Source organism: Spirulina subsalsa CS-330, assembly GCF_028330765.1.
In the GTDB taxonomy this organism is placed as follows: Bacteria; Cyanobacteriota; Cyanobacteriia; order Cyanobacteriales; family Spirulinaceae; genus Spirulina; species Spirulina subsalsa_A.
The window spans coordinates 1-19754 of the sequence record NZ_JAQMTY010000183.1; the positions used below are offsets into that span (position 1 = coordinate 1).

Here is a 19754-nt window from a genome sequence, read left to right on the forward strand (position 1 = left end):
CCCCAACCCCGCCAAAGCAAACACCCACATCGTCGCATCCACCTCCACCATCACCCCCGGCAATTGGGCCTGGAGCCACTGGGTCAACAACGCCGCTGCCCGCGGCCCGATCGCCTCGATTCGTCCCCCCCAATAGCCCACCTGGGAGCCGGCGATCGCCCCCAGCATCGCCCCGATCCACTGCTCTAAACTCTGGCGCAACGCTGCCCCCACCGGCTCCAGCACCCGGATCTGAAACCGTCGCCAATCCCGCCGCCATTGCTGCCACTGCGCCCGCCATTGCTGCCGCCAGGGGGACGGGTGGAGGCGTTTTAACTGCCGTTGTACCTGGGCGAGGGACGGGGGGCGATCGGCAGGATTGGGGGCGATCATGCGGGTGAGCAACTGCGCCACCGGGGGAGAAATAGGCCAGCGGGGCGACCATTGGAGCGTCCCTTGGGGGGTTTCGGGCCAGGCTTCGGGGGGTTGGCCCGTGAGGAGATGGAGCAGGGTACGCCCCAAGGCATAGATATCAGCGCGGGGATCGACCGCTGCCCCGACTACTTGTTCCGGGGGACTGTAGCCCGTGGAAAAAAGGCGCGTCGAAGCCGTGGCCGCCCCCACCTGTTTCGCGCCGCCGAAGTCAATGATCACCAGTTGCCCGGTTTCGGCGCGGATCATCAGATTGGAGGGTTTGAGGTCGCGGTGAATGATCTGGCGGTGATGGAGAAGGCGCAGGATGCGGACGGCTTGGCGACACCAATCGAGGACGAGGGGTTCGGGGCAGCCTTCGGGGTATTGGTCAAGGAGGAGGGCTTCGAGGGTCTGGCCGTTGATTTTTTCCATCACCAAACCGTACAGGGTGAGGTCGGGGGTGGGAATTTCAAAGAAGCCGTCGGCATCGACGCGGGGAATGCCACGATGGGAGAGACTGCGCAGAACGATCGCTTCTTGGGTGAAGAGGTCGAGGGCTTTGGGGGCGGGGTTGGTGAGGACTTTTAGGACTTGTTCGATCTGGCGTTGGGTGTCCCAAACGGTGTAGATCGTGGCGAACCCACCCGCGCCTAGGCGTTGATGGGGGATGAAGCGATCGCGCAATTGCAAGCTCGTGCCACACCGTTGACAAAACCGGTGCTGGCTGGGTTGGGGAAAGGGCGCAGGACAGGCGGGATTAATGCAATGGCGCGGGGTTGAGGACATCGGGGAACATTAATCATCCTGGGCGAGGGTGTGCAAGGCTTCCCCCGTCACCCGACAGATCCGCCAATCCGGTAACACCGTCGCGCCCATCCGTTCGTAAAAAGCGATCGCCGGCTGATTCCAATCCAACACCGACCATTCCACCCGACCATAGCCCCGTTCCACCGCCACCTGACCCAAATGCCGCAGCAAGGCTTTCCCCACACCCCGGCCGCGATAGTCCGGCAAGACAAACAGATCCTCTAAATACAACCCCGGCCGCGTTAAAAACGTCGAATAGTTGCGAAAAAACAGGGCAAACCCCGCCACAATCCCTTCCCATTCCGCTAACACCACCTCTGCACAGGGATGGAGCCCAAACAGATGGGTTTCCAAATCGGCAGCCGTCCCCGTGACGGCGTGGCTCAGTTTTTCATAGTCGGCTAAGGCTCGGATCAGTTGAAAAATGGTCGGAACATCGGCAGGAGTAGCGGGGCGGAGGTAAAGGGTCATCATCCCAAAGGGTGGCGTAAAGAATAGCGGTCAACGTTCCATTATCGGGCCATCAGGATTTCATCAGCCGTTGGAACCAGACCAATTTTCCGGCGTAGGGGGGATAGCGGAGGGCGGGATCGAGCCAAGTGCCTCGGTTGAGGACGCTTTTTTGATGGGAAAAGGTGTCAAAGGAATATTTGCCGTGATAGGCTCCGATGCCGCTGTCGCCCACGCCGCCGAAGGGGAGTTCTGGCGAGCCGAGGTGCATGATCGTGTCGTTGAGACAAACGCCGCCGGAGGAGGTGCGGGTTAAGACTTGCTCTTGGGTGGCGCGATCGCGGCTGAACAGATAAAGGGCGAGGGGTTTCGGGCGGGCGTTGATTTGAGCGATCGCATCTTCCAAGCTGTCATAGGTCAAGATCGGCAAAATCGGGCCAAAAATTTCCTCCGCCATGATCGGATCATCCCAGGTCACCCCGTCTAAAATCGTCGGGGCAATGTAGCGAGTCTCACGATCCGATGTGCCGCCATGGACAACCTTGGCCGGATCGATCAAGTCCACCAACCGCTGCCAGTGGCGATCGCTAATCATCCGGCAATAGTCCGGACTCTGGGCCGGATCTTCCCCGTAGGAGGTCACGATCGCCCGTTTCAGCGCGGCGATTAACTCCGCCTTGATCGCCGTCGGCACCAGGAGATAATCCGGCGCAACACAAATTTGGCCGCCGTTGATAAATTTCCCCCAGGCAATCCGCCGCGCCGCCACCTCTAGCGGCGTATCCGCCGTCACAATACAGGGGCTTTTCCCCCCCAGTTCCAGGGTGACGGGGGTGAGGTGTTGCGCGGCCGCCGTCATGATGATCTGGCCGATTTTCGTACCGCCAGTGAAGAAAATATGGTCAAACTTGTGTTGGAGTAAATCTTGGGTGATCTCTTTATCGCCTTCAACGGCGGTGATGTAGTGGGGGGGGAAGGTGGCGGCGATCAGGTCGGCGATCAGGCGGGAGGTGTGGGGGGCGAGTTCCGAGGGTTTAAGAATAGCGGTATTCCCGGCGGCGATCGCGCCAATCAGAGGTGCGATCGCCAACTGAAACGGATAATTCCACGGGCCAATAATCAACACCGTCCCCAAGGGTTCCGGGCGAATCTCCCCCCGCGCCGGGAACAGCATCACCCCCGTCTTGACCCGCTGCGGCCGCATCCAACGCTTCAGACGCTTCAGCGTGTAGCGAATCTCTTCGATGCCATAGGTCACTTCGGTCACCGTCGCCTCAAAGGCCGGTTTATGCAAATCCTGATGCAACGCCGCGCAAATCTCCGCTTCCCGGCTCTGAATCGCGTCCAGGAGGGCGGTTAATTGCCGCGCCCGGAATTCATAGGAGAGGGTGGCTCCGGTTTTAAAAAACTGGCGTTGGGCCTCGATCAGGGGCAGCGTGGCTTGGGTCGTTAGCATAGTGGGGATTCGTCAGAACTCAGAACGATAGGTGGCCCGCAGCCGAGCGGCTCCGCTGGGACTGTTTTGCCGGCCATTTTAACCAATTTCCCCTGGGTTTCTCGTCGCCCATCTTCCACTAGAGCACCGCATCAGCGACTTTGCCCGATTTCAGCCCCGGTTGTTGACCGCTGGCGCTGGGATTGGCCGTTACGCTTGTTCATGAAACCCTGAGCCATCACTGTCGCCACGATCCCAATGGTGTGTTGAAAAAAGCACCATTCTTGATGCAGTAACAGCGCAGCATTTTCTTTTTTTTAGATTTTCTTAGTTTTTAAGCTCTCGTTTTTGTGATAGTAAATTCCCATTCCGTCAGATTAATGATTGTTTCCTCGGGTCTGACACCCAGTTTCGACAGGGAATCACAGAGATTCCAGGACAGAATTCGCCCCGGACTCCGAGGAATTTTGCAGCGGATTTTGCGGGTCAGAAATTAATACACAGTCTATGACCTTACAAAACTAAATATTATGCAAAAGAACTATACAATACAGCTTCTGTGACTTAATATTTCCCCTAGAATGTATTGAAAGCGTTATTTAAAAAACGTCCCCAGCATCCCCCAGCATGATTCATTCTTGTCCACCCTTTACAAAATCAACTGACATAGTCGTTGCTGCACTGCGAGGTTGGACTGTACTCATTGGTGTGACAGTATTCGTAGGATTATTAATCCCCAACCTGAGTCTGATTAACGAATACCTTGTCGTGTTTACCATGATCCCCGGTAGCTTTTTTCTGATCTTGGGTCTCTTTTCCTGGGTAAGATCACGCAGTCACACCATCTCAGAATTGACCGCAGTACCGGAACGAATGGCCTTGCCAGACCTGCTGACGCTGTTTGATCAGTCTCAGGATCTGTGGGCTAGTGTCACCAAAACAGGCGATTTTGATTATTTAAATGAGGCTTGGGCGCGTCAGTTTGGCCATCCTTTGAGCACCTTAGGACAACGATCGCTCCTCACCCTCAGCGACCCCGAAACGCAGCCGATCATCCTGAACACGCTCCAAGGGTTCCGACGGGGTGACGCGATCGCCCCCTTTAAAACCCGTCATACCCACGCCGACGGTCATCACTTTTGGCTCCAGTGGCATCCGGTGCGCACCGCTACCCCAAAGCAACTGTGGTTGCGGGTGGAGGATGTCACGCCGGCCCCCCCGACGGTGGAAAGTTTGATGTTAAAGGCATTGCCGGATTTAATTCTGCGCTGTCAGGAGGATGGCACGATTGTGGCCGCCTATCCGGCTCAGGATCAGATCGCCCGATCGCTCGATTCATGGGTGGGACAGTTGATCCAGCAGGTTTTACCGGCGGCGGATGTGAGCCTACTGCTCACCCTGACTCTGAGCACGCAAACGGTGCAACACCTCACCTATCAAGCTCCCCAGGCGGGACAACTGCGCGATTATGAAGCCCGCTTTAGTGCGGTGAATGGCCAGGAGGTGGTGGTGGTGGTGCGAGATGTGACGGCCTATACGGCTTCGTTGCGCGATCGCGACCAAACCTATTACCAACTCCATGCCCGGTTGCGGCAACAGGCGATCGTGGCCAAGCTGGGGCAAGCGGCGATCGCAGCGGAGGATCTTGACCACCTCATGAATCAAGCGGTTCACCTCGCCACCCAAACCCTAGGGGTTACATTTGGCTATGTCTTAGAACAGGTGGAGAGTCAGCAGGCCTTTTTACTCCGGGCGGGGCGGGGCTGGCAGCGCGAAGCCGGTCAAACCGTGATGAGCGGCGGACGGCACTCCTACGCTGGCTACACCCTAGCGGTGAATCAGCCGGTGATCATCACAGCCATGCAGACGGAAACGCGCTTTGACATCACGCCCCTGTTGCAGGAGCATCAGATTCAGGCGGGGGTGAATGTGGTGATTGCGGGGCCGAGGGCCCAGCAGGCGTTTGGGGTGTTTGGGGTGCATACGGATCAGCCCCGTTCGTTTACGGAACACGATACGCATTTTTTGCAGGCGATCGCCCATGTCTTATCAACCGCGATCGCCCGTCAACAGGCTGACGAACGCCTCCGGTTAATGGATCGCGCCATCTCGGCCAGCCATAACGGGGTGATTCTCACCAACGCCACCCAACCCGGCAACCCAGTTACCTACGTCAACCCCGCCTTTGAGCGGATGACCGGCTACCAGGCGACGGAAATCCTAGGGCGGAACTGCTCCCTTCTCCAAGGCCTCGACACCCAACCCGAAGCCGTGCAGACCATCCGCACTGCCATCTCCCAGCGACGGGATTGCCATGTGACGCTGCGGAACTATCGCAAGGATGGAACCCCGTTTTGGAATCAACTCTTTATTTCACCGGTCTTTAACGACCAAGGCGAGGCAACCCACTTCGTCGGGATTCAAAATGATGTCACCCAACGCTACCAAGCCGAACTCGCACTCCAGGCCAGCGAAGCCCAATATCGCCGCATTGTGGAAACCGCCGCCGAAGGGATTTGGATTCTCGATGAATTGAACATTACGAGCTTTGTGAATACCCAGATGGCCGAGATGTTGGGCTATACCCCAGAAGAAATGCTCGGTCGGTCGTTTTTTGACTTCATGGATGCCGACAGTCGCACCGCTGCCCAACAGCAGTTCACCGCCCAGCACCAGAGCACCGTAGAAAGCCACGATTTTCGGTTTAAGCGGCGGAATGGTACGGATTTTTGGGCGTTGATTTCCAGTAGTCCCCTGGTGAATGAAGTCGGGGATTATCTGGGGGCGTTGGGGATGGTGACGGATATTACCGATCGCAAACAGGCGGAAACCCAACTGGCCCACGTTGCGTTTTACGACACCTTGACGGATCTGCCGAATCGCACCTATTTTTGCGATCGCCTCCAGGACTCGATCAACACCTACCAGGCAAGCCCGACTCAACCCTTTGCGATCCTGTTTCTGGATCTCGACGGCTTCAAGATGGTGAATGACAGTCTCGGCCATACGGTGGGGGATCATCTCCTTGTGGCGATCGCCCATCGCCTCCAGCATTGCCTAGATGCGTCCCATCTCTTAGCGCGTTTAGGGGGCGATGAATTCACGATTTTAATCCCCCAGATTGGCCATGAATCGGACGTGGTTGCGATCGCCCAACGCATCCATGACCTCTTTCTGCAACCCTTCACCATCGACCACCACACCATCTTCTCCAACACCAGCATCGGCATCGCCCTCAGCCATCCCCACTATCACCACCCCGAAGAACTGCTCCGCGATGCCGACACCGCCATGTATCAAGCCAAGGCCAACGGCAAAGGCCACTACGCCCTGTTTAACCATGCCATGCACAACGCCGCCGTCGAACGGCTCCAACTCGAAACCGATCTCCGCCTCGCCATCGAACACAATCAATTCACCCTCGCCTACCAACCCATCGTCTGCCTCAAGAGCGGTAAACTGATCGGCTTTGAAGCCCTCCTCCGCTGGCATCACCCCGAACGCGGCCTGATCTCCCCCGACCAATTCATTCCCGTCGCCGAGGAAACCCGCCTGATTCTGGACATTGGTGCATGGGTCATGGCCGAAGCCTGTCACCAACTGCGCCGCTGGCAAGACCGCTGGGGTGCTGACCTCGACATCACCATCAACATCAACCTTTCCGCTAAACAATTCACCCAGCCCAATCTCCTCCAACAAATCGACACCCTCCTCGCACAGACCCAAATCAACCCCCACCGCCTCAAGCTCGAAATTACCGAAGGGGCGATCATGGCAGATCCCAACGCAGCCCAAACCACCTTCCAAGCCCTCAAAGCACGGGGCATTCACCTCAGCATCGATGATTTTGGCACGGGCTATTCGTCCCTCAGTTATCTGCACCATTTTCCCCTCGACACCCTCAAAATTGACCGTTCCTTTATCCAACCGATCCGCCACCCCGGCGAAGCGTCCGAAATCGTCAAAACGATCATGACCTTAGCCCATAATTTGGGCATGACCGTCGTTGCGGAAGGGGTGGAAACGGTGGCCCAATTGACCTATTTAAAGGCCCTCGGCTGTGAATACGGTCAAGGCTATTTCTGGTCTCGCCCTCTCCCGGCTGCCCTGGCGGGGGCGATGTTGCAACAGGTTTTGTTCTGTACCGCCTCCTCTTGTGAGGGCTGAACCGCCCCGGCTCAGGGGTGAGGGTCAACAATACCCCCAGTGGCGGCGCTGGTTTGGGCATCGGCGCGGATCAGGCGGCCATCTTCCATTTCGACGATGCGATCGGCTACATCTAAAATGCGGTTGTCGTGGGTGACGAGGAGGATGGTGCAGCCCTGTTCCTTGGCGAGGCGTTGCATTAGGGTGACGACATCGCGGCCGGATTGGCGATCGAGGGCGGCGGTGGGTTCGTCGGCGAGGAGGAGTTTGGGCTGACTGACGAGGGCGCGGGCGATCGCCACTCGTTGGCGTTGACCGCCGGAGAGGTTGGCGGGGTAGTAGTCGATGCGATCGCCCAATCCCACCGCATCGAGGGCATGGGCGGCGCGATCGTGCATCTCTGCAATGGAATATTGCGGGTGTAACTCTAACCCCATGCGCACATTTTGCCGGGCGGTGAGGCTGCCGTGGAGGTTGTGGGCTTGGAAAATATAACCGATGTGGCGACGCACATCGACCTGTTGCCGATTCGTCGCGCCACAGAGTTCAAGGCCGAGAAACTTCAAACTCCCCCCTTGCACCGATCGCAATGCCCCCATCAGGGTTAACAGTGTGGTTTTGCCGGAACCGGACGGGCCGGTCATAATCACGATTTCCCCGGCTTGGATCGTGAGGTGGATATCATATAACACTTGTTTGCGGAGGTCGCCGCTGCCGAAATGGTGGCTGAGGTGGGCGATCGCAATTACGGGTTGATTTTGAAAAGTCTGGGTCATGGGTGATTCACCGTTAAAACATATCGGCAGGATCAGCGGCTTGGAGGCGACGGGTAGCGATCGCGCCTGACATCAAACACATCACCAAGGTTAGCCCAAACACCACCACCGCCCGATGCACCGTCATGGCGATCGGGAGCGCCGTCGCATTGGCCGCCAAATGATACAGGCCAATGGGCAAGACAAACCCCGGCAAAAACCCCAACACCGCCAAAATCACCGCCTCTTCAAAAATCACCCCCAACAAATAGACGTGACGATAGCCCATCGCCTTAAAGGTGGCGTATTCCTGAAGATGGGCGTTCACATCCGTTGATAACACCTGATAGACAATCACCACCCCGACAATAAACGCCATCGCCGTCCCCATCGTGAAGATGAACCCGATCGGGCTTTCCCGTTGCCAATAGTTCTGTTCAGCGGCGATAAATTCTGCCTGAGTCAGCACCTTGACATCATTGGGCAACAGGGTACGGAGTTGGGCGGCGATCGCATCGGAATCGGCTCCCGGTTCGAGTTGCAACAGACCGAGGCTAATGCTGCCCACATTGCGCCGGGGAAAGATTTGTAAAAAGGTTTGATCGCTGGCCATTAACATCCCATCTGTCCCAAAAGATGCGCCTAAGCTAAACAGACCGGTGATCGTCAGGGTGCGCCCTTCGGCTTCGGTGGTGACGATTTGGCCGCTGTCTACGGCAGCTAAGACCTCACCATATTGACCCCGCGATCGCCGATCAAACATCACATGATCCGGCAGTTTTAACCCATCCTGCTGCACGTTTAAATCCGGCAACGCAAACGCCCGATCATCCGGGTCAAACCCCACCAATTGAATCAATGTATCTTGACGGGTTTGGGGATTTTTCCAAGTTAAAATGCTGGAATAGAGGGGAATACCATTACGCACGCCGGGCACATCGAGGGCTTGATAGATGCGACGGCGGCTAAAGGTGGAAAGGTTTTGGGTGTTTTTCGCTTTGGGGCTGACGAGAATCACATCGGCGTTAAAACTGCGGGCGATGCGGGTGTTGCTGTCAAAGAGGGAGGCTTGGAAGCCGAGTTGCATGAACATCAGCACGTCGGCGAAGGCAATGCCCGCAAGGGCGACGAGGAGGCGGCTGGGTTCGTGGCTGAGTTGGAGCCAACCGAGCCAGGTGCGGCGGCGGAGGGTTTTGAGCATGGGGGGTTACAGGGTTGGCTTGAACGGGTTTGAACGAGGGGAGCGAGCTAGAAGCTCGCACTACGGGATCAATCCGGTAAGCATTTAATCCCCCAAGGCAATTTCAATTTCTACTTGGAGGTTGGTCAAATGGTGAGCGCGATCGCTCGCGTCGGGGTCGAGGTGGATCGTCACTTCCACGACGCGGGCATCGATGTTGCTGCTGGGGTCGGTGTTGACCACCTCTTGCTGTTGGACTTTCGCGCCAATTTGGGCGACGGTTCCGGTGAGGGGTTCCCTGAGGGCGGCGCTGGTGATCGTGGCGGTTTGGCCGGGGGCGATCGCTTGAATGTCGCTTTGGTAAATTTCCGCGATCGCTACCATCTGCGCCGTTTGCCCCAGTTCAATAATCCCGTCGGGGCTGATCACCTCGCCGCCCTGGGTATAGACATCCAACACCACACCGTCACGGGGCGATCGCACATAAAGCTGCTCAAGGTTCGCCTGGGCTTGCTGCACGGCGGCCTGAGCTTGGGCAACTTGGGCCTGGGCCGCCTGCACATCAACGGTGCGCACCTCGGCCAGTTGCTCCAAGGTGGCGGCGGCGGCTTGGAGTTCTGGGGCTTGGGTGGTTTGGAGGCGGGTGAGTTCGGCGCGGGCGGTTTCTAAGCGGCGTTGGGCGGTGTCGCGGGCCAGTTGTTTTTGGTCGTGGTCGAGGGCGGAGATGGCTCCCTCTTGATAGAGGGAATCGTAGCGGCGAAATTCTGCGATCGCGTTCTCTAATTCCGCTGCCCGTTCAGCGACGACGGCCTGCTGGGCTTCGAGTTGGGCGGCGCGATTCGCGTTGATCCGTGCCATTTCGGCCCGTTGGGCCGCGATCGCCCCCGGTTTCGCCCCCGCCTGCACTTGGTTGAGTTGGGCGATCGCAATCTGTACCCGGCTTTGGGCTTCGACGACGGCGGCTTCGAGGCGATCGCGCCCATCGAGAACGGCGATCACTTGGCCCGCAGAGACGCGATCGCCCAGGCCCACCCGCAATGCTGCGATCCGCTGCTCTTGGCTCGCGGTGGACGCTTGGACTTGAATCGCCTCCCCTTGGGGTTCTAAACGCCCCAACGCCGTCACCGTCTCCCGTTCCACCGCCTGAATCGGCGACGCGGCGGGCACATCCGCCACGGATTGCTGTTGCCAATACAGCCCCCCCGCCGTCAGACCGAGGAGGGCTAACCCAAGGCCAGTCCAGCGTCGCCAGGGTTTGGAGGTGGGGGGAGGGAGGGGGAGAGAAGACATGGTAAATCGGGGTGAATGGCCGTGATCTTAAAATCAAGGACTAAACTAAACTGTTTAGTTTAGTTCCTGCTATTAAACTAAACAGTTTAGTATGGAGTTGTCAAGCTCAATTTCTGCCGCCCATGCCTGTTGATTCTGGTCGCTCTTCCAATTCCACTGATAAACGTGATGTGATCCTCGATGGGGCGATCGCAGAATTCCTCAAACGGGGCTATGCAGCGGCAAGCATGGATCGCGTCGCCACAGCGGCCAGCGTCTCCAAAGCCACGGTCTACAACCATTTTCAAAGCAAAGATCAATTGTTTGTAGCCATCATTGAACGCTTGGTGCGCAGTAAATTTGCGGGTATTTTTGAACCGGAACAGGTGGCCAAAATGGTCAACGAACCGCCTCAGTTGTTCCTGCGCACTTTGGCCACCACGATGCTCAACGTCCCCGCCAAAGACCCCGAATATCTCGGCCTAATGCGCACCGTGATCGCCGAATCGGAACGTTTCCCCGAACTCGCCCAAACCTTCCTGCGGGAATTACCCGCCGTCGCCCTCGCCTCCCTCACCTACTACTTCACCCATTGCCCCCATTTAGATGTGCCCGACCCCGAAGCCACGGCCCGCATTTTCGTCGGTGCGATCGCTCATTTCATCATCATCCAACACCTCCTCCCCGGTGCTGAAATTATCCCCCTCGACCCCGCCCGCCTCGTGGATACCCTCGTCACCCTGATCACCACACCCCAGCCCTAACATCACCCGCCCAAAATAGATCAGGTAAACTATACGAAGTGATCACCAAACACAGTGGAGCGATCCCGATGGTTGCAGCCGTTGACCCGAAACAAGCCCTCTCTCTCGATCAGTTTCTGGCCCAGCCAGAAACTAAACCCGCCCGTGAATATGTTGCTGGAATTGTCACCCCTAAACCCATGCCCAAAGGAAAACATAGCACCTTACAATTTGAGCTTGCGTCGGCCATTAACCAACGGGCTAAGTCTCAAAAAATCGCCTACGCACTGCCGGAACTGCGCTGTACCTTTGCCGATCGCTCGATTGTGCCAGATATTGCGGTGTTGCGGTGGGAGAATTTACCCCGCGATCAGGATGGCGAAATCAGCGATCGCATTGAACGCCATCCCGATTGGATCATTGAAATTTTGTCGCCGGATCAAGGGTCGACGTTGGTGATGGAAAAAATCCTGTTTTGTCTTCAGCAGGGGACAGAGTTGGGCTGGCTGATTGATCCCCAAGCCAAAGCGGTGATGGTTTTTCAATCGGGCTTACCCAAGGTGCATTTAGTCGATCCCGAAGAACCGATGGAACCTGAACCATTAGCCCTGTTATCGGGTTTAGACGATTGGCAATTATTCGCCTCTGATATTTTCAACTGGCTCAAGGTTTAGACGTTCACGAACGATTCCCAAGACCAAGATTAGCTCTTTAAAATCATCGGGTTGATTCCGCCGCTTGCACCATTGGATGCCGCTCAATGACCTGATCCACGATGCGGTATTCTTGCGCTTCCGTGGCACTCATGTAATAGTCACGCTCCGTATCGCGGCGGATTTTTGCGATCGGTTGTCCGGTATGAACTGCTAGTAAACGATTGAGTAAATCCATCAGATATCTGGATTCTCGCGCTCCAATTTCAAGATCTTCTGGATTGCCGATCGCAAAGCCAAAGGGTTGATGAATCATGATCCGGGCATGGGGAAATGCAAACCGTTTGCCGGGTGTCCCCGCAGCGAGTAAGAACGCAGCCATGGATGCAGAAAATCCCATACTGACGGTCACAATATCCGCTTGAACTGACTGCATTGCGTCATAAATTGCCAGACCCGCGTAGACCGAGCCTCCCGGAGAATTAATGTAGAGATAAATATCTTTCTCTGGATTTTCTCCATCTAATTCAAGGAGTCGAGAAATAACTAAATCAGCCGTTCCATCGCTAATGCCACCACTTAAAAAAATCACTCTGTCTGTGATTGACTCTTCATCCTCTACCTCGTCACAGGATTCATCGTCATCAGACTGAGCGGTGATCGGGGAAGAGGTGAAGGGCGATCGCTCGGTCGAAGGATTGATGCTCGTTTTTCCATCACTGGGTGTATTGATTAATAGACTCAGGGCAATGCTGAAACTCGCGATTAAAGGTAATTGTTTCCCCATGCTCAAAGATGCTCCATACTGCTATCTAGCTATTATAAAATGTTTCTTGGAGCGAAATTTGCTCATGGGTTACGAGGGAAACGTGATCCAAGCTTAAAACTCTCTGATGTTGGGATCAGAGAGTTTTAATGGGGATGATGTCAACCTGGATTATGCCGCTAATTGCTCAAGGCGGGCATCGAGTTCGCCGCTGGCTTCGAGGTCATGGAGATCATCACAGCCGCCGATGTGCTCGTTATTGATGAAAATTTGCGGCAGGGAGCGGCGGCCGTTGGCCCGGTCGGACATTTGATCACGGGCGATCGCATCCCCATCAATGCAATATTCGGTGTATTCGACACCTTTGCGATTGAGCAGGCGCAGGGCGCGGATGCAGAAGGGGCAAGTGCTCCAGGTGTAGATTTCAACGTTGGCAGACATGGCTAGATGGGAAGTGTGTGAACAAATGTTACAAGTTACTGCGATTTTAACGAATTTTGGCCCCCCTTCCTAGGCGAGGACGGCGGCGATCGCCCGTTCAAACGCCGTGCCTGCCTCCTCTATTTCCTCCGCAGAAATGATCAACGGCGGCACAAAGCGCACCACCTTCGGCCCCGCCGGAACGAGGAGTAACCCCTGATCTATCGCGGCTTTGACGAGGTCAATTGAGGTGATTTCATGCTCGGCGTTTAATTCAATCCCGTTGATCAACCCCCAGCCGCGCACCTCCACGAAGAGATCGGGGTGTTGATTGGTGATGGCGCGGAGGGTTTTGCGCAGTTGTTCGCCACGGGCTTGGGCGTTTTGGAGCAAGCCTTCAGCACTGATGGTTTCTGCCACGGCGAGGCCAGCGGCGCAGGCGAAGGGGTTGCCGCCGAAGGTGCTGGCGTGGTTACCGGGGCCGAAGCGATCGCAACTGTGCTTACACATCATCGCGCCGATGGGAATGCCCCCGGCTAACCCTTTCGCACTGGTGAAGATATCCGGTTCAATCCCCAGATTCTCGTAGCCCCAGAGTTTACCGGTGCGGCCCATACCCACCTGCACTTCATCCAGAATCAAGAGCAAGCCGTTATCATCACAAATTTTGCGCACCCGCAGGAAATATTCTAAATCCCCCGGCCGCACGCCCCCTTCCCCTTGCAACGGTTCGAGCATAATCGCCCCGACGCGGCGGTTGCCTTCGTCAATATCGCCGATCGCATGTTCTAACGCTTCAATATTGTTGTAGGGCACATATTCAAACCCTGGCAGGAGGGGATCAAAGCCTTTTTGGTATTTTTCTTGACCGGTGGCGGTGACCGTGGCGATCGTGCGGCCATGGAAACTGGCTTTAGCCGTCAGAATCACCGGATATTGAATATCTTGCACATCGTGGGCGTATTTCCGCGCCAGCTTAATCGCGGCTTCGTTCGCTTCTGCGCCAGAATTGCAGAAGAAGACGCGATCGGCGCAGGAATTATCCACAATCCATTGCGCGAGTTGGCCTTGCTCCCGGATATAGTACAGATTGGACACATGATGGAGCTTTTGGATTTGCTGCGTCACTGCTTTGACCAGGGCCGGATGGGCGTGGCCGAGGGTGCAAGTGGCGATGCCTGCGACACAATCTAGATAAGCCTTACCATCGGTATCCCACACCCGACAGCCCTCGCCCCGATCAAGCGTAATGGGAAATCGACCGTAGGTGGTCATCACCACCTGATCAAACTGTTCAGGACTGAAGGCAGAGGGTTCCGTGCTGATGGGGATTGGGGCTTGGAGGAGGGTTTCTGAACTCACAAGGATACTCCTGAATGATCACAAACATGGCTTCTTTATAAGAATGGTAGTCCGAAAATTCGTCCTTGCATGAACACCGAGCAAAACTATCAACGTCTCAAGACACAATTACTCGTCGGAATTGCGGGCCTGGGGGGGATTTTCCTGCTGGGAACGGTGTGGTATGCCATGGTGGAGGGCTGGTCTTGGACGGATGCGGCCTATATGACGATGATCACCCTGTCAACGGTGGGGTTTTCGGAGATTGAACCCTTGGGGCAGGAGTCGCGTTTGTTCACGATCGCGCTCATTTTCCTTGGGGTGCTGAATATTGGCTATATTGTCAATCGCTTTACGGAAGCCGTCATTCAGGGCTATTTTCAAGACAGACTCCGCCAACGCCAACGACAACGCTTGATCGAAACACTTCACGACCATTACATTCTCTGCGGCTATGGGCGCACAGGGCATCAGATTGCGCTGGAATTTGCCGCTGAACAGATTCCCTTTGTGATTGTGGATTTGCAACCGGAGGCGATCGCCGAAGCCCAGGCCGATGGCCATATGGCGATGCAGGGGGATGCAACCCTGGATGATTGCTTGATTACGGCGGGGATTGAGCGGGCGTTATGTTTGGTGGCGGCGTTGCAGTCCGATGCGGAAAATCTCTACACGGTGCTGTCGGCGAAGACGTTGAATCCAAATCTGAGGGCGATCGCCCGTGCCAACACGGAAGAGGCGGTGAAAAAACTGCGGCGGGCCGGGGCGGATGCGGTGGTGTCCCCCTACGTGACGGGCGGGCGACGCTTGGCGGCGGCGGCCCTGCGGCCGCGGGTGATGGATTTCGTCGATGGGATCATTACGGGGACGAATCGCTCGTTTTATCTAGATGAATTTCTCCTCGACCCCAACCAATGCCCCTGTGTGGGAAAAACCCTGAGCGAGACAAATCTACGGGGCCAAACCGGGGCGCTCGTGTTGGCCATTCGCCGCGCTGATGGGACGCTCCTCGGTGGCCCCATGGGGGACACCTATCTCCACGCCAATGATTTGTTGATCTGTATGGGCACATCGGAGCAATTGCGGCAACTGTCGCGCCTGTTGGCGGTGTCGCGGCCTTACTGGTTGAAGTGAGGGCGATCGCTAGCTACGTTAGCCCTCATCCCCCAACCCCTTCTCCTGCCGGGCGAAGGGGAGCCGGATTCAAAGTCCCTCGCCCGGCGGGAGAGGGATTTAGGGTGAGGGTCTTGGCGACAAGAGATCGAAGTTAATCAGTGCCGTCTGAACAGGATGAACGCCACACCAATCGAGCTGATCGCAGGTCTCACGGTTAAATTATCTGAAGTCAGCTTAAGATAGATGACAAATCATGATGATTTGAGCCTGAACTTTGGTTGATAGTAACCCCGTCCAAACCATTCCCCGCTACGAGTTGCGTCAGCTAGTGCGATCGCAGCTCCAAATGCTCTTAGAACAAGGGAATTTGCAAGGCGCGAAGGCCCTCCTGGTGCCGGTGCAGCCCGTGGACATTGCCGAAGCGATCGAAGGGTTGCCCGAATCCATGCAGGTGATTGCCTTTCGGCTCCTGTCCAAAGATGAAGCGATCGAAGTTTACGAATATTTAGATTCCTCGATTCAACAGGCCCTGATCCAAGAATTTAAACGCCAAGAAGTGATCGACATCGTGGATCACATGTCCCCCGACGATCGCGCCCGCCTTTTTGATGAACTCCCCGCCAAAGTTGTGCGCCAACTCCTCGCCGAACTCAGCCCCAAGGAACGCCAAGCCACCGCCCTCCTCTTGGGCTACGAAGAAGACACCGCCGGGCGGATCATGACCCCCGAATACATTTCCCTCAAAGAAAACCTCACCGTTACCCAAACCCTCGATCGCATCCGCACCCTCGCCAACGCCTCCGAACTAATCTATTACCTCTACGTCACCGACAGTTCCCGCCGCCTGACGGGGATTGTCTCCCTGCGGGACTTGGTGATCTCCTCACCGGAGAAAACCCTGGGGGACATTATGACCCGCGATGTGGTCAGCATGACCACGGAAATGGATCAAGAAGAAGTGGCGCGACTGATCCAACGCTACGACCTCCTCGCCTTGCCGGTGGTGGATAAAGAGCAGCGGCTCGTGGGGGTGGTGACGGTGGATGATGTGATCGACATCCTCGAACGGGAAGCCACGGAAGATATCTATGCGATCGGGGGGGTGCAGGCCGAGGGGGACAATTATTTTCAGACGAATTTAATCACCGTGGCGCGGCGGCGGGTGTTTTGGCTGTTGGTGTTGTTGGGGACGAATACGGTGACGGGGTTGATTATTCAAACCCAAGGGGCGGCCTTGGAGGTGACGGGGCAAGCGATCGCGATCGCCGCCTTCATTCCCCTCCTCACCGGCACGGGCGGCAACATCGGCGCACAATCGTCCACCGTCGTCATCCGGGGCCTCAACACCGACGAACTGCGGGCCCTCGGCCCCTTACAGGTGATTCTCCGGGAAGCCATGGCCGGATTATTGTTAGGGGCATCCTTAGGCACCTTAGCCACCCTCTGGGCCCATTTTCTGATGGGGAAAACCTTGGCCGTTGCCGGCGCAGTGGGCAGTAGTTTAGTGGTGATTTCCCTGCTGGCCTCGGTGTCGGGGTCTGCCTTACCGTTTCTCTTTCGCTCCCTCAAGCTCGACCCTGCCCTGATGTCGGCCCCCTTCATCACCACAGCAGTTGATGTCTTGGGGGTATTGATTTACTTTAATATTGCGCGTTGGATTTTGATGGGTTAGCGTTCGGGGTAACGCTTCCGTCAGGCCATGTCATCCCCTCGTCTTCTGTTATGGCCGAGTCTGAATCTCTTCTACTCATGCTTTGATTGCAGCTAAACTATGGACTCCTTCGCTATCCACTATCACGAACGCACCAAATACAATCCGGAAACCATTACCCAACGCAGTAAACGCATCAATTTCGCCAATCAACCGTCTCCCTTCAAAGACTACAAAGTCGGGCAACGCTATGACCTCAAACCCTACCTCAAAGGCTCGGTTCCGGACAGGGCTGATCCCGATGGGGCGGTGTGGTGGCGGTTGTCGCAATTGCTCTTTCGTAGCTATGGGATTACGGCGAAAATGGTGACCTTGGTGGGGCCGCCGTTGTATTTGCGATCGGCTCCGTCGGCGGGGGGACTCTATCCGGCGGAGGTGTATCTACTCTCGAAGGGAACGCCCCAACTCCCGGCGGGTTTGTATAACTATCAATCGAGCGATCATTCGTTGATTCGTTTTTGGGATCAACAGGTGTGGCCGGAGTTGCAGCGGGTGTGTTTTGAGCATCCGGCGTTGGCGGTGACGGACTATGCGATCGTCACGTCGGCGATTTTTTATCGGTCGGCCTGGCGTTATGAAGACCGGGCCTATCGTCGCATTTTCCTCGATACGGGGCATCTGTTGGGCAATTTAGAATTGGCGGGAGCGTTGACGGGCTTTCGTCCTTACCTGATTACGGGGTTTCAAGACCAGGCGATTAATGAGTTGATGTATTTTGATGGGGCGTTGGAGGGGGTGTTGACGGTGGTGCCGCTGGTGGATGAGCGCGATCGCCCGTCCCTCGTTGCCTCCCCCTTTGTGGCCCTGCCCTCCCCCATTCACGACAGCTATGCCCCGGTTGATGATGGCGAACTGCTCTACTACCTCCACCGCGCCACGATCATCCACACCCAAGCCGACCCCGATCCGGAAGTGGTGACCAATCCGGACGACAAGTATAATTTTCCCTTCTGTTTAAAAATCAGCACGGCCACTGTGCCGATTGATTTTGGCCCCCAGTTGCAGGGCCTCGCCCATGCCATGAGCAAACGCCGCTCGACGCGCACCTACACCGGGGCGGATCTCACCCTCGAAGAACTGCGATCGCTCCTCCATTTCACCTATCAACCCCAGGACTACGCCGCCCAAGGCCTCGACCCCAACCCGGACTATTGCGATCGCAATTTGCTCGAAACCTTCGTGGTCGTCTCTGGGGTAAATGGTCTCGATGCCGGCTGCTATTACTACGCCCCCAAAGCCCAAGAATTGCGCCAAATTCGCTTTAAAAACTTCCGCCGCGAGTTGCATTTTCTCTGCCTTGGGCAAGACCTGGGGCGCGATGCTGGGGCGGTGGTGTTTCATACCGTAGACTTGAAGCGAGCGGTGCAAAAATACGGCGATCGCGCCTATCGCTATCTTCATCTCGACGCGGGCCACCTGGGGCAGCGGTTGAATCTGGCGGCGATCGCCCTCGATCTGGGGGTCAGCGGCATCGGTGGCTTTTTTGATGACCAAGTGAACGATGTTCTCGGTATCCCCCTCGAAGAAGCCGTCGTCTACATCACCACCCTCGGCCGTCCCCGCTCCCGCGATCAATAACCGCCCATGCTTGCCAACCTCACCAAACTCACCTATCTCCTCCGCGAAACCTGGGCCGGATTGCAGCGGGGCGGCTGGATGAACGGCGCAGCGATTAGCACCGTGACGGTGTTGCTCTTTCTCTTTGGCCTCTGTTTGCAAACCTCCTGGCAACTGGATGCCCTCTTTGACCATTTCGGGACGCAATTGGAAGTGTCGGTGTACCTAGAACCGGAGATGGCGGGGGCGGAACTCCTGCCGACCGTGGAAACCCTGCCGACGGTGGACGCGGTGCGGTTGGTGACCAAAGAAGAGGCGTGGGATTCTCTGCTGACGGAATTGGGGGTGAGCGATCGCACCCTCGCCACCCAACAACTCGAAGGCAATCCCCTCGTGGATGAATTGAAAGTCACGGTGATCAATCCCACCGTAATCCCCGCTGTGGTGCAGCATTTGCAGGGGTTAGAGGGAGTGGATCGGGCGGTCTACATCAACGAAGCCACCGAACGATTTCGGCAAATTCAGCGGGGCTTAAATTGGGTCAGCATCACGATTACGGTGGTTTTATCGTTAACTGCGATCGCCGTGATCACCACCACCCTCAACCTGATCGCCCTCGCCCGTCAGAATGAACTCGAAATCATGCAACTCGTCGGCGCAACCAAGGCCTGGATTCTGCTGCCTTTCGTGTTGCATGGGATCTTTTTTGGAGCCGTCGGAGGTGCGATCGCGCTGCTCCTGATCACCCTACTCCGCACCCTCCTCCAAGAAATCCTCATGACCCAAACCGGCTTCCTCCGCTTCCTCGCCGACGGCTTCACGATCAGCGCCGTTCAGCACAGCCTCCTCTCCCTCGTCGTCCTCAGCCTCGGCATCTCCATCGGCACCGCCGGCAGTCTCTTCGCCATCCGCCGAGTCTCCTTCCGTTGACCCCCGCCTTGCGATGGGTTCGGCGCGATCGTATCCCCGCCAACACTCAGTAGTCTAACGGTGAAGTTGTGCGGCGTTCGCC

General features: G+C 56.5%; 16 protein-coding genes. 7 read left to right on the forward strand and 9 right to left on the reverse strand.

Annotated elements, in window-relative coordinates; genetic code table 11:
- The 3 genes from PN477_RS12840 to PN477_RS12850 all read right to left on the reverse strand — a co-directional run.
- A partial coding sequence (locus PN477_RS12840; RefSeq protein WP_272147325.1) for a serine/threonine protein kinase occupies positions 1-1179 on the reverse strand: 1179 nt, incomplete at its 3' end.
- A gap of 9 nt (positions 1180-1188) precedes the next feature.
- On the reverse strand, positions 1189-1674 hold the full coding sequence (locus PN477_RS12845) for a GNAT family N-acetyltransferase (RefSeq protein WP_272121958.1): 486 nt from the start codon (positions 1672-1674) through the stop codon (positions 1189-1191).
- A 49-nt stretch (positions 1675-1723) separates the two neighbouring features.
- Positions 1724-3106 carry an aldehyde dehydrogenase gene (locus PN477_RS12850; protein WP_272121960.1) on the reverse strand — a complete coding sequence of 461 codons (1383 nt, stop codon included), beginning with the start codon at positions 3104-3106 and terminating at the stop codon, positions 1724-1726.
- A gap of 852 nt (positions 3107-3958) precedes the next feature.
- Between PN477_RS12850 and PN477_RS12855 the strand changes: the two genes are divergently transcribed.
- On the forward strand, positions 3959-7252 hold the full coding sequence (locus PN477_RS12855; RefSeq protein WP_272121962.1) for an EAL domain-containing protein: 3294 nt from the start codon (positions 3959-3961) through the stop codon (positions 7250-7252).
- A gap of 11 nt (positions 7253-7263) precedes the next feature.
- Here the strand turns inward: PN477_RS12855 and PN477_RS12860 are convergent, their stop codons facing one another.
- From PN477_RS12860 to PN477_RS12870, 3 genes are all read right to left on the reverse strand, one after another.
- On the reverse strand, positions 7264-8007 hold the full coding sequence (locus tag PN477_RS12860; RefSeq protein WP_272121964.1) for a DevA family ABC transporter ATP-binding protein: 744 nt from the start codon (positions 8005-8007) through the stop codon (positions 7264-7266).
- Between the two features lie 13 nt (positions 8008-8020).
- Entirely contained in the window at positions 8021-9187 is a 1167-nt protein-coding gene (gene devC / locus PN477_RS12865; protein WP_272121966.1) for an ABC transporter permease DevC, read from the reverse strand.
- Positions 9188-9271: 84 nt separating this feature from the next.
- The gene (locus PN477_RS12870; RefSeq protein WP_272121968.1) at positions 9272-10456 is read right to left on the reverse strand and encodes an HlyD family efflux transporter periplasmic adaptor subunit; all 1185 of its coding nucleotides are present in this window, start codon (positions 10454-10456) and stop codon (positions 9272-9274) included.
- A 122-nt stretch (positions 10457-10578) separates the two neighbouring features.
- On the opposite strand from PN477_RS12870, the gene PN477_RS12875 reads away from it, so the two are divergent.
- Together PN477_RS12875 and PN477_RS12880 are read left to right on the forward strand one after the other, a co-directional pair.
- The gene (locus PN477_RS12875; RefSeq protein ID WP_272121970.1) at positions 10579-11199 is read left to right on the forward strand and encodes a TetR/AcrR family transcriptional regulator; all 621 of its coding nucleotides are present in this window, start codon (positions 10579-10581) and stop codon (positions 11197-11199) included.
- 68 nt (positions 11200-11267) lie between these two features.
- The gene (locus PN477_RS12880; protein ID WP_272121972.1) at positions 11268-11852 is read left to right on the forward strand and encodes a Uma2 family endonuclease; all 585 of its coding nucleotides are present in this window, start codon (positions 11268-11270) and stop codon (positions 11850-11852) included.
- Positions 11853-11895: 43 nt separating this feature from the next.
- On the opposite strand, the gene PN477_RS12885 is transcribed toward PN477_RS12880, so the two are convergent.
- The 3 genes from PN477_RS12885 to PN477_RS12895 form a co-directional block, all read right to left on the reverse strand.
- Positions 11896-12618, reverse strand: a complete 723-nt coding sequence (locus PN477_RS12885) for an ATP-dependent Clp protease proteolytic subunit (RefSeq protein WP_272121974.1) — start codon at positions 12616-12618, stop codon at positions 11896-11898.
- A 150-nt stretch (positions 12619-12768) separates the two neighbouring features.
- Entirely contained in the window at positions 12769-13038 is a 270-nt protein-coding gene (gene grxC, locus PN477_RS12890; RefSeq protein ID WP_272121976.1) for a glutaredoxin 3, read from the reverse strand.
- A gap of 69 nt (positions 13039-13107) precedes the next feature.
- On the reverse strand, positions 13108-14379 hold the full coding sequence (locus PN477_RS12895; protein WP_272121978.1) for an aspartate aminotransferase family protein: 1272 nt from the start codon (positions 14377-14379) through the stop codon (positions 13108-13110).
- 69 nt (positions 14380-14448) lie between these two features.
- Here PN477_RS12895 and PN477_RS12900 point away from each other — a divergent pair, with 69 nt between their 5' ends.
- The 4 genes from PN477_RS12900 to PN477_RS12915 all read left to right on the forward strand — a co-directional run bounded on the left by PN477_RS12900 (position 14449) and on the right by PN477_RS12915 (position 19672).
- Positions 14449-15492 (forward strand): potassium channel family protein, encoded by a 1044-nt coding sequence (locus PN477_RS12900; RefSeq protein WP_272121980.1) that lies wholly within the window; start codon positions 14449-14451, stop codon positions 15490-15492.
- Between the two features lie 256 nt (positions 15493-15748).
- On the forward strand, positions 15749-17146 hold the full coding sequence (gene mgtE, locus PN477_RS12905) for a magnesium transporter (RefSeq protein ID WP_272121982.1): 1398 nt from the start codon (positions 15749-15751) through the stop codon (positions 17144-17146).
- 99 nt (positions 17147-17245) lie between these two features.
- Positions 17246-18763 (forward strand): SagB/ThcOx family dehydrogenase, encoded by a 1518-nt coding sequence (locus tag PN477_RS12910; protein WP_272121984.1) that lies wholly within the window; start codon positions 17246-17248, stop codon positions 18761-18763.
- Between the two features lie 6 nt (positions 18764-18769).
- Positions 18770-19672, forward strand: a complete 903-nt coding sequence (locus PN477_RS12915; protein WP_272121986.1) for a cell division protein FtsX — start codon at positions 18770-18772, stop codon at positions 19670-19672.
- Positions 19673-19754 lie beyond the last annotated feature (82 nt).

What these genes read in the sequence shown, in the direction of transcription:
- grxC (WP_272121976.1), bottom strand. Translation starts at nt 13,038, where the DNA reads ATGTCTGCCAACGTTGAAATCTACACCTGGAGCACTTGCCCCTTCTGC.
- PN477_RS12880 (WP_272121972.1), top strand. Translation starts at nt 11,268, where the DNA reads ATGGTTGCAGCCGTTGACCCGAAACAAGCCCTCTCTCTCGATCAGTTT.
- devC (WP_272121966.1), bottom strand. Translation starts at nt 9,187, where the DNA reads ATGCTCAAAACCCTCCGCCGCCGCACCTGGCTCGGTTGGCTCCAACTC.
- PN477_RS12845 (WP_272121958.1), bottom strand. Translation starts at nt 1,674, where the DNA reads ATGATGACCCTTTACCTCCGCCCCGCTACTCCTGCCGATGTTCCGACC.
- PN477_RS12900 (WP_272121980.1), top strand. Translation starts at nt 14,449, where the DNA reads ATGAACACCGAGCAAAACTATCAACGTCTCAAGACACAATTACTCGTC.
- PN477_RS12915 (WP_272121986.1), top strand. Translation starts at nt 18,770, where the DNA reads ATGCTTGCCAACCTCACCAAACTCACCTATCTCCTCCGCGAAACCTGG.
- PN477_RS12870 (WP_272121968.1), bottom strand. Translation starts at nt 10,456, where the DNA reads ATGTCTTCTCTCCCCCTCCCTCCCCCCACCTCCAAACCCTGGCGACGC.
- PN477_RS12855 (WP_272121962.1), top strand. Translation starts at nt 3,959, where the DNA reads ATGGCCTTGCCAGACCTGCTGACGCTGTTTGATCAGTCTCAGGATCTG.
- PN477_RS12910 (WP_272121984.1), top strand. Translation starts at nt 17,246, where the DNA reads ATGGACTCCTTCGCTATCCACTATCACGAACGCACCAAATACAATCCG.
- PN477_RS12885 (WP_272121974.1), bottom strand. Translation starts at nt 12,618, where the DNA reads ATGGGGAAACAATTACCTTTAATCGCGAGTTTCAGCATTGCCCTGAGT.
- PN477_RS12860 (WP_272121964.1), bottom strand. Translation starts at nt 8,007, where the DNA reads ATGACCCAGACTTTTCAAAATCAACCCGTAATTGCGATCGCCCACCTC.
- PN477_RS12875 (WP_272121970.1), top strand. Translation starts at nt 10,579, where the DNA reads ATGCCTGTTGATTCTGGTCGCTCTTCCAATTCCACTGATAAACGTGAT.
- PN477_RS12850 (WP_272121960.1), bottom strand. Translation starts at nt 3,106, where the DNA reads ATGCTAACGACCCAAGCCACGCTGCCCCTGATCGAGGCCCAACGCCAG.